Source organism: Flavobacterium sp. UBA4854 (assembly GCF_002399805.1).
Lineage (GTDB): Bacteria > Bacteroidota > Bacteroidia > Flavobacteriales > Flavobacteriaceae > Flavobacterium > Flavobacterium ginsengisoli.
In genome coordinates, this window is the sequence record NZ_DHEI01000094.1 from 1 (window position 1) to 8845 (window position 8845).

9 protein-coding genes are annotated in these 8845 nt (G+C 33.6%); 2 read left to right on the forward strand and 7 right to left on the reverse strand.

The window, feature by feature from the left end:
- Nucleotides 1-100: 100 nt before the first annotated feature.
- The gene (locus B3J44_RS14055; protein WP_286969015.1) at nucleotides 101-871 is read right to left on the reverse strand and encodes a helix-turn-helix domain-containing protein; all 771 of its coding nucleotides are present in this window, start codon (nucleotides 869-871) and stop codon (nucleotides 101-103) included.
- Between the two features lie 238 nt (nucleotides 872-1109).
- Here B3J44_RS14055 and aspT point away from each other — a divergent pair, with 238 nt between their 5' ends.
- Nucleotides 1110-2786: an aspartate-alanine antiporter gene (gene aspT, locus B3J44_RS14060; protein WP_286969016.1), complete on the forward strand. Its 1677-nt coding sequence runs from the start codon at nucleotides 1110-1112 to the stop codon at nucleotides 2784-2786.
- Between the two features lie 390 nt (nucleotides 2787-3176).
- Nucleotides 3177-4109 carry a T9SS type A sorting domain-containing protein gene (locus tag B3J44_RS14065; protein WP_286969017.1) on the forward strand — a complete coding sequence of 311 codons (933 nt, stop codon included), beginning with the start codon at nucleotides 3177-3179 and terminating at the stop codon, nucleotides 4107-4109.
- A gap of 94 nt (nucleotides 4110-4203) precedes the next feature.
- On the opposite strand, the gene B3J44_RS14070 is transcribed toward B3J44_RS14065, so the two are convergent.
- The 6 genes from B3J44_RS14070 to B3J44_RS14095 all read right to left on the reverse strand — a co-directional run.
- On the reverse strand, nucleotides 4204-4650 hold the full coding sequence (locus B3J44_RS14070) for a CopD family protein (RefSeq protein ID WP_286969018.1): 447 nt from the start codon (nucleotides 4648-4650) through the stop codon (nucleotides 4204-4206).
- Nucleotides 4651-4670: 20 nt separating this feature from the next.
- Entirely contained in the window at nucleotides 4671-5387 is a 717-nt protein-coding gene (locus B3J44_RS14075) for an anaerobic ribonucleoside-triphosphate reductase activating protein (protein ID WP_286969019.1), read from the reverse strand.
- Nucleotides 5341-5508 (reverse strand): anaerobic ribonucleoside-triphosphate reductase, encoded by a 168-nt coding sequence (gene nrdD / locus B3J44_RS14080; protein ID WP_198858071.1) that lies wholly within the window; start codon nucleotides 5506-5508, stop codon nucleotides 5341-5343. Before nrdD ends, B3J44_RS14075 begins: the two co-directional genes overlap by 47 nt.
- Nucleotides 5489-7612, reverse strand: a complete 2124-nt coding sequence (locus B3J44_RS14085) for a ribonucleoside triphosphate reductase (RefSeq protein ID WP_286969020.1) — start codon at nucleotides 7610-7612, stop codon at nucleotides 5489-5491. The genes nrdD and B3J44_RS14085 overlap by 20 nt, the downstream gene beginning before the upstream one ends.
- Before the next feature lie 14 nt (nucleotides 7613-7626).
- Nucleotides 7627-8358, reverse strand: coding sequence for an iron-sulfur cluster repair di-iron protein (gene ric / locus B3J44_RS14090; protein ID WP_286969022.1), 732 nt, complete (start codon nucleotides 8356-8358; stop codon nucleotides 7627-7629).
- 31 nt (nucleotides 8359-8389) lie between these two features.
- Nucleotides 8390-8845, reverse strand: a 456-nt coding sequence (locus B3J44_RS14095) for an FAD-binding protein (RefSeq protein WP_286969023.1), incomplete at its 5' end; no start/stop codon positions are given.

The following is an 8845-nucleotide window of genomic DNA, read 5'->3' on the forward strand; positions in this document are numbered from 1 at the left end:
GCTCCAAAAATTATAATTTTCATTTTATATCATTTTTAAGTTAATGATACAAAGGTGCAACAGGGACTTTTTAGAAAATAGAATAAAAACGACAGTACCGTTATTGACTGAATTTTTTTGGTGTTTTGCCTGTAAATGCTTTAAACACTTTGATGAAATGCGATTGGTCTGCAAAGCCATTTTCATAAACTATGTCAGTCAATTTTGTATAATTCTTTATGGATAATTGTTCCAATGAAGCTTGAAATTGCATTATTTGCGCAAACTGTTTGGGTGAAAGTCCAGTTTCTTTTAAAAATCTCCTTTCAAAAGTTCGCAGATTGATCTTTTGCTTCTCAGCAATGGCTCGAATAGGCACTTGTCCCTTTGCACCTATAATTTCTGCAATTGCCTGACGTATTTCTAGATCTAGATTTTGTTTTTTGGTTTCAAAATAATGTAAAAGCAGATTAGAAATAATGTCAATTTTTTCATTTACAGTTTTGCATGAAATCAATTCCAGATTAAGTGCTGTAATTTTGTTGTCTGCATTGTCCAAATAATAGCAGTTGTCATTTATGCTTTGTGGAAGAATGCCAAAGAACGTTTGCAACACAAAGGGATATAGCTGAAAAACAAGAATGAAGTAAGACCCTGAAAGTTCTAGCACAATTGGATTAATGGTTTGTCCGTAAACAAAAATTTCTGGCATTTTTTTGTCGTGAGGTTTTACCGTTAATCCATTTTCGGATTGATGGAACATCAAACCTGGAAAACCATCTGCAAAAAATGGCAAACTCGTTGTAGCATCGTTCGCATCGCTTTCAAATACCCAAATGTTTTTTACAAAAAGCGAAATAGATTTATCTGGTATTAGGGCTTGAAAATTCATTTCTGTCTTTGTAAAAAGGGTTTTGTAAAATAATCGCTTGAGTTTTTCATGCTAGAAATAGGTTATGCATATGTTTATTCCAAATTAGCTCACTATCAAAAATAGCCTTTTAGATTTAATTCTATCACTATTACTTTTCTGTTTACTATAATGTGATTATAATTAATTATTTGTAAATAATTGAAATATAGTATGTTGGTTTGTTTTTTTACTTAAATTTATATAAAAAAAAAGCAATATGGCTACAGCTATACTTAGAGAACATCCTGAACTGGCACTTTTTTTATGCTTGGCTCTTGGGTTTTTAATCGGGCGTATTAAGATAGGCACATTTAAAATTGGTGTAGTATTAGGGACTTTATTTGCTGGAGTGCTAATTGGCCAATTGGATATTGAGATTCCTGATATTGTAAAAACTATTTTCTTTGACTTTTTCCTGTTTTCTACAGGATATAAAGTTGGCCCGCAATTTTTTCAAGGTTTTAAAAAAAATGCATTTCCGCAATTATTGCTCACTTTGGTAATTTGTTTGTCGTGTCTATTAGTGGCATATTCTGTCTCCACTTTTTTAGGTTATGATATAGGAACGGCGGCTGGATTATTGGCAGGTGCGTTTTCTGAATCTACCGTGATTGGTACTGCTTCAGATGCTATCAGCCACCTAAATCTTGCTGATGCAGAAAAAAGTCGATTAATCAATAATATTCCAGTAGCCTATTCTGTAACTTATCTCGTAGGAGCAGCGTCTTTTGTTTTCTTTCTAACCGGAATTGCTCCAAAACTGCTTGGTATTAATTTAGTTGAAGAAAGCGATAAATTGGCTGAAACCATTTCTGGAGAAACTGAGTATGGTCCAGGAATGAAAAGCGCTTATCAGAGATGGATTATCCGAGCCTATAGAATAACCAATGAGAAATGGATAGGAATCAGTATAAGCGAGTTTGAAAGATTAATATCTAACAAGAATATTGTGATCCAAAGGATACGCCATAAACATCAATTGCTAGACCCGAAACCTGATACTATAATTTATAAAGATGATGTTTTGGTTATTATGGGACAGCACGGAATCATTTTAGACAGTCTCTTTTCTATTGGTCCAGAAATCTTGGATGAGGATTTATTAAACTTCCCATTAGCACATTTAGATGTTACAATAACCAATAAAGCAATTGAAGGAATAACAGTAAAAGCTCTTCGAAAAGCCAGTTTTTATCACGGACTAATGTTAAACAAAATAACGAGAGAGAATCATGAAATACCGCTTGAGTCGAGAACGGTTTTAAATAGAGGTGATATTTTAAATCTTTCAGGTAGACCTGCAAAATTGGAAGAAGCAGCAAAAGAAATAGGTTATCTGGATCGTTTAACTCCAGAGACCGATATCATTTTTGTCGGTTTAGGTATTGTTCTTGGCGGACTTTTAGGTTTGCTTTCGGTAACATTATTTGGAGTTTCAGTAACTTTAACAACAAGCGGTGGCGCGTTGGTAATGGGATTAATTTTTGGTTGGCTACATTCAAGAACTCCAGTTTTTGGAAAAATTCCAGAACCCGCTTTATGGATATTTGACAACGTTGGTCTTGCAGCGTTTATTGGTCTTGTTGGTCTTGCAGCCGGTCCAAGTTTTATTTCAGGTCTTAAAGAAACCGGTTTTGGTATTTTGCTTGCCGGCGTAGCAGTTGCTTTAATCCCGCATATCATAGGAATGTATTTTGGAAGATATGTATTAAAAATAAACCCTCTAATCTTACTTGGAGCACAAACAGGTGCAGGTACCTCAACAATCGGATTAAAAGCTGTCCAAGATGCAGCAGGAAGCAAGTTCCCAGTTTTAGGCTATACCATTCCGTACGCATTAGCTAATATATTATTGACCGCTTTTGGACCAATACTTGTTGGTATGATGTCTTGATGATACAAAATCAAATGTAGCATCCCTATATTTAAAACTTATCTTAAACAGCCTTCGGGCTGTTTTTTTATGATTTATAATAACCTTTTTTAAGCTTTACTAAACTGTATAAGCGATTGATCTAGACGCTTTGTTTTCCTGAAGTAGAACAATATGTTAAAAGATGAAAAAAGTTAATTGTTTACGGGAAAACGTACAAAAATGTTATTTTATTGAATTGTTTTCGTACATATATGCTGTTTGAAGAAAATATAATCTATCGCTGATTGACCCGAAGAATATTGTTTTATCTATTTAACCAAGTTGCTTAATTATTATAAATTTTGGTCGGAATAACTGAAACAGCGACCCTAAACTGACTGAAAGTAGGTAAATATAAACTAAATTATTATGAAAAATTTTACTTTTTTAATTGTTTTTTTATTTCTCGCAGTATTTAACGCAAATAGTCAAGCCACGTCAAGCGGCTCAACGTTAACTATTAGTAATGTGGCAGGCACCGTTATTTACTATGAACATAATATAAATTTAGCTGGTGGGTATATAAATAGTTCTGGAGCTGGAGCACCATTAAACACTCCTATTAAAATTAAAATTTCGTCAGCTGGAACTAGCATTAATCCCTATTTTGTAACTGGTGAGTTAAATGGTGAATGTGATAGCTACTTAGCTGGGAGTATGAATGCTACAAATACCGAATTTATTACTACTTTAAATAACTGTTGCAACTCTGTAGCTGAAGGATTTGCAAATGGATTGCGTTTCGAAATTCCTATAAAATGTACTACTCCCGTTCAAGGCAGCTGTATTACGTATAATTTTTCTTCTGTTTGTAATCTATATTGCGCATCATTTTATTTACAAACAAATAATGCCATATGCAGAACAAAAAATTACACTGCACAAATAGGATTTACAGATGGTACTTCAACAACAATTACTATCAATTTTAATGCAAACAATACTGTTTTTTGCTTTGTTAAACCTATCAGCGGTATTTTATCATCTTCTTTTGCTGGCTGTAACGCATGTAATTCAGGTCCAAGTCCTGAAAGGATAGCTGCAACTGCCGACGAAACAGAATCTGAAAGTAAGTACGAGATTATTGTTTCTCCTAATCCAACAACATCTGTATTAAACTTTACAGGTAAAAACTTAGGAAAATATGTTATTTCCTTATTTGATTCTGAAGGTAGAGTTTTAATTAAAGACGCTAAGATCACCTCTGAAATTAATGTTGAGAAATTTATTAAAGGAATATACGTTTATGTCATTACGGATCAAAATGGTTTTAAACAAGAAGGAAAAATTATCAAAGATTAATTTTTAGATAGTTAATTGATTTATAGTAATAAGCATAGAAAAACAGCCTAAGGGCTGTTTTTTTAGTTGTATTTGATTTAAGTTTTTAGATACTTTAAATTCCGCCATAACGCAACGTTGACCCCAAAACTAGCATTGCAATACCAATTGAAGTAACAGTTAATATAATGATAGCCATTTTATTGATATTATTAGGCTTAAGTTTTGGAATAATGAAAAATTGTGCACAAACACCACAAAAGAAAGTGCAGAAAAGCAAAATTAGTTTTATTGAAACTACCTTTTCAAATCCGCTAGAAAAGTGAAACCAGGTTTCGGCTTTAATTCCAAAATCATACGCCATCCAGATTCCAGTTATAATAAGTAAAGCAAGAGAAGACATTCCGAGTTTTTCATACTTTTTTTCGAAATTTAAAATAATCTTAGGGTCTTTTTTCTTCAATGCTGTCGGAAGGTAGCAAATAGCTAAAAGCAAATGACCGCCAACCCAGATTGTGGCTGCTAAAAGATGAAGTATTAATACAAAATGATGCAAAGTCATAACGTGTTCATTTTGAGTTGTCAATCTCTAAAAATAACTTTTATTTTTGGAGTTGAGAAGTTTTTAAGTTGTATTTCTTTATTTGAATGGTCTAGTTTTGAAAGTGTTGGCACATTATTCATAAAGTGTTGCACATAATAGTTTCCTTCAAAATGCTTAGATTCAAGATATTTTATCATATTCAGAAAATCATTTTCTGTAATTAAAGAAGAATGAAAAGTAGTGCGAACTTCAAATGGAATATTTGACTGAATTAAAATAGAAAGGCTTTCTTCAAATTCAAAAAATAAGCCTGATTGCGTTAGGTGTTTAAAGGTATGAGGAAGACTTTTGAAATCTAACGCGACATAATCAATTAATTGATCATGAATCAGGCTATTCAATATTTTTGGGTTGGAACCGTTGGTGTCTATTTTCACCGCAAATCCCATTGTTTTGATTTCTTTTATAAAATCAATTATTTTTTTATGTAAAGTGCATTCGCCACCACTTAAAACTACTCCGTCTAGTAATCCTTTTCGGGTTTTGAGAAAAGCAAGAACAGAATCAAAATCTATTTTTCCTTTTCCTAAAACAATATCAGGATTGTAGCAGTATAAACACCGCATGTTACAGCCTGCAAACCACACAATGCAGGCCGTTTTATGCGGATAATCTAATAAAGTAAAAGGCGTGAGGCTAAATATTCCTTTAATAGATAATGGTTTCTTCGAAATGTGTACGTTGTTGGTGTTCACCTTTTTTTCCAATATTAAAACTTTCTACAGGTCTGTGATATCCCATTACACGTGTGTAAACCAAACATTTACTTCTTTGCGATTTATTTTCTTCTAGAATCTTACGCGTTTTCGTTTTCATAAGCCAAGTGTTTTTGATTGTTTTTATTGAGTAAAATTTCGTCGCATTTTGGGCAGTATTCATGTTCTCCGTTTAAATAGCCATGAATAGGGCAGATGCTAAAAATTGGTGTTACGGTTATATAAGGCAGTTTAAAGTTGGTTAAAACTTTTTTCACGAAGTTTTTACAGGCTTCTGGACTGCTAATTTTTTCTCTCATATAAAGATGCAAAACTGTACCGCCAGTATATTTGCATTGTAATTCATCTTGAAGTAATAAAGCTTCAAAAGGATCGTCAGTATGATCAACAGGAATTTGTGAACTATTGGTATAGTATATGTTTTCATTTTGTCCTGCTTGCAGAATTTCTGGAAAACGTTTTTTGTCTTCTTTTGCAAAACGGTATGTTGTTCCTTCTGCTGGAGTTGCTTCTAGATTGTAAAGATTTCCTGTTTCTTCTTGAAATTCTTTCATTCGCAGTCGAATATGATCTAGAATTTCTGTCGCGAAATGTATTCCTGAGGTGTCGGTTATATTTTGTTTCCCTTCAGAAAAATTAATAACCATTTCGTTCATTCCGTTTACGCCAATTGTAGAAAAGTGATTTCTAAAATGTTTCAAATAGCGCTGTGTGTACGGATAAAGACCTCGGTCGTACATTTGCTGGATGAAGATTCTTTTCTTTTCTAAAGTCGATTTTGCGATTTGAAGCAATTCGTCTAAATGTTCAAATAAATTAATGATGTTGCCTTTATGCAAATATCCGAGACGCGCCATGTTGATGGTTACTACGCCAATACTTCCCGTCATTTCGGCACTTCCAAAGAGACCGTTTCCGCGTTTTAGCAATTCTCTTAAATCTAGTTGTAAACGACAGCACATACTGCGTACAGCATTTGGTTTGTAAGCTTCTGGATTTTCGATTCGGTTTCCATTTTCATCCAAAAGATATTGACTTCCAATAAAATTCTGGAAATAAGATGAACCAATTTTTGCTGTGTTTTCAAAAAGCAAATCGACATTTTCTCCATTCCAGTCAAAATCTTCAGTGATGTTTACTGTTGGAATAGGGAATGTAAACGGTTGTCCGTTTGCATCACCTTCAGTCATAATGGTATAATAGGCTTTATTGATGAGATTCATTTCTTTTTGAAAATCAGCATATTTTAAATCTATTAATTTTGAAACGCCTCTGTTTTTAGCTTCCAAAATCAGATTTTCATCAGTGACCTTTAAAAATAAATGTTCGTCATTTTGGGTTGGAATCTGTTCTTTTAAATCTTCTGGCACATTCCAATCCAAGGTAATATTTGTAAAAGGCGATTGTCCCCAACGGGCAGGTACATTTAGATTGTAAACAAAACTTCTAATTCCTTTTAAAACTTCTTCATAAGAAAGCTGATCTTTGAAAACATAAGGAGCCAAATAAGTATCAAAAGAACTGAAAGCTTGAGCACCTGCCCATTCGCTTTGCAGAATTCCTAAAAAATTAGCCATTTGCCCTAATGCTTCTCTAAAATGAGAAGGAGGTCTGCTCTCGACACGGCCACGCACGCCGTTAAAACCTTCATTTAACAGCACACGCAAGCTCCAACCAGCGCAGTATCCGGTAAGACAATCCAAATCATGGATGTGTATGTCGCCATTCCTATGAGCAGAACCTTCTTCTTTATTGTATATTTTATCCAGCCAATAATTGGCGATTACTTTTCCAGCGGTATTACTGACTAGTCCCGCGTTTGAATACGAAATATTCGCATTAGCATTAATTCGCCAATCTGATTGGTTAATGTATTCTTCAACAGTTTGTGTACTGTCTATATAAGTGGTGTCATCGTTTAAACCATTAATATGTTCTCGCTGTAATTTTCTCGTATGGCGATAAATTATAAACGAACGCATAGCCTGGAAATATCCTTTTTCAAAAAGCGCTCTTTCAATCATGTCCTGAATTTCTTCTACAGGCCACGAAAACTTTACCTCAAGACCAGAAAGAACAGTTTTGTAAATTCTTTTGTCGACAGGCTGACTGACGCTCTGAAAGGTTTTTTGAATGGCATCCTGAATCTTATAAGTTTCAAAAGGCTTATAATCTCCATTGCGTTTGATTACATATTTTTCCATGGTTTCGTTTTTATTTATGACACTTTTTCAAATGTTTTTTCAAGCTCAATTGCTTTTGGAAACAAGATGTTGTTTTCCAGATGAATGTGTTTTTTTAAATCTTTGTCAAATTCTTCTAGCATTAGAAAAGCAACTTTATAAGTGTTGCATGAGTCAACTGGCGGTGTATAATTATTGGTTAAAGCCGCAATTCTCTTAAAGCGTTGTCCTTCTGTAACATGATCATCTTTTAGGGTTAGAATTGGCGCTTCAATAGATAAAAAAGGCGGTGTTTCCAGTTCTGTACCTTTACTGTGTGCGGCTTTCATTTTTTTAATAAAAGGAAAAACAACCAACTCTTCTCTTTTCATATGAGCTGTCAGATCTAAATACGTTTTTGAAAAAATAGTATGAATTTCATGAAGCTCAGGATGAATCGCACCGTGAACACCGCATAATTTATTTAAATACTCTAATATAACAGGGGACTTTTCTGTAACATATCTGTGATGAGTTTTTGTTATATAATCTGCAATCATGTCTGCAGACCAGCTTTTGTAATCAAAAGACTGATTGGCAGAACTGTTTCTTGCTTTTTCGATATGTTCAATAAGAACACTTTCTTCTATATCTCTTTTTTTGCAGACTTCTTCGATAGTTCGATGTCCTTTGCAACAGAAATCAATATGGAATTTTGTAAAAATGGCTGCTGTTTTGAAATCATCTGCGACGATTTCACCAATGGTTGTTTTACTTGTTAGTTTCATAATGGTTAGGGGTATAGATTTTTTTATGGTTTCAGCATATTTTTTGGTCTTCGGCAGCTTTACATTGTTTAATGATTAACAAGGAAGCGGCAATCATGTTCGAAAATTCAATAAACGGAATCGTAATTTCGTGTGCTTCTGTAAGCGAAACGGCATAATTATGAAGCTCTTTTATTTTTTCAAAAGCTAATTCAGCATCACGTTCTTCACTTGTATAAAATGAAGTAACCAGTTTTTGTAATTCTTTTTTAAGTATTTCAAAAGCAAGATAATCATCAACTTGATGTGCTTTTGGAAACTTCGGAATTAGTATTTGTGATGAAAAAATAAATTCGGCAATAGTTTTATCTACATTTTCTGAAGCCTGATGTGCAAAGACCAAACCTTCAAGAAGAGAGTTTGATGCGAGACGATTTTTACCATGAAGACCTGTTCTAGCGCATTCCCCAATTGCGTAAAGATTTTTTATTGAGGTAACTCCATTTTG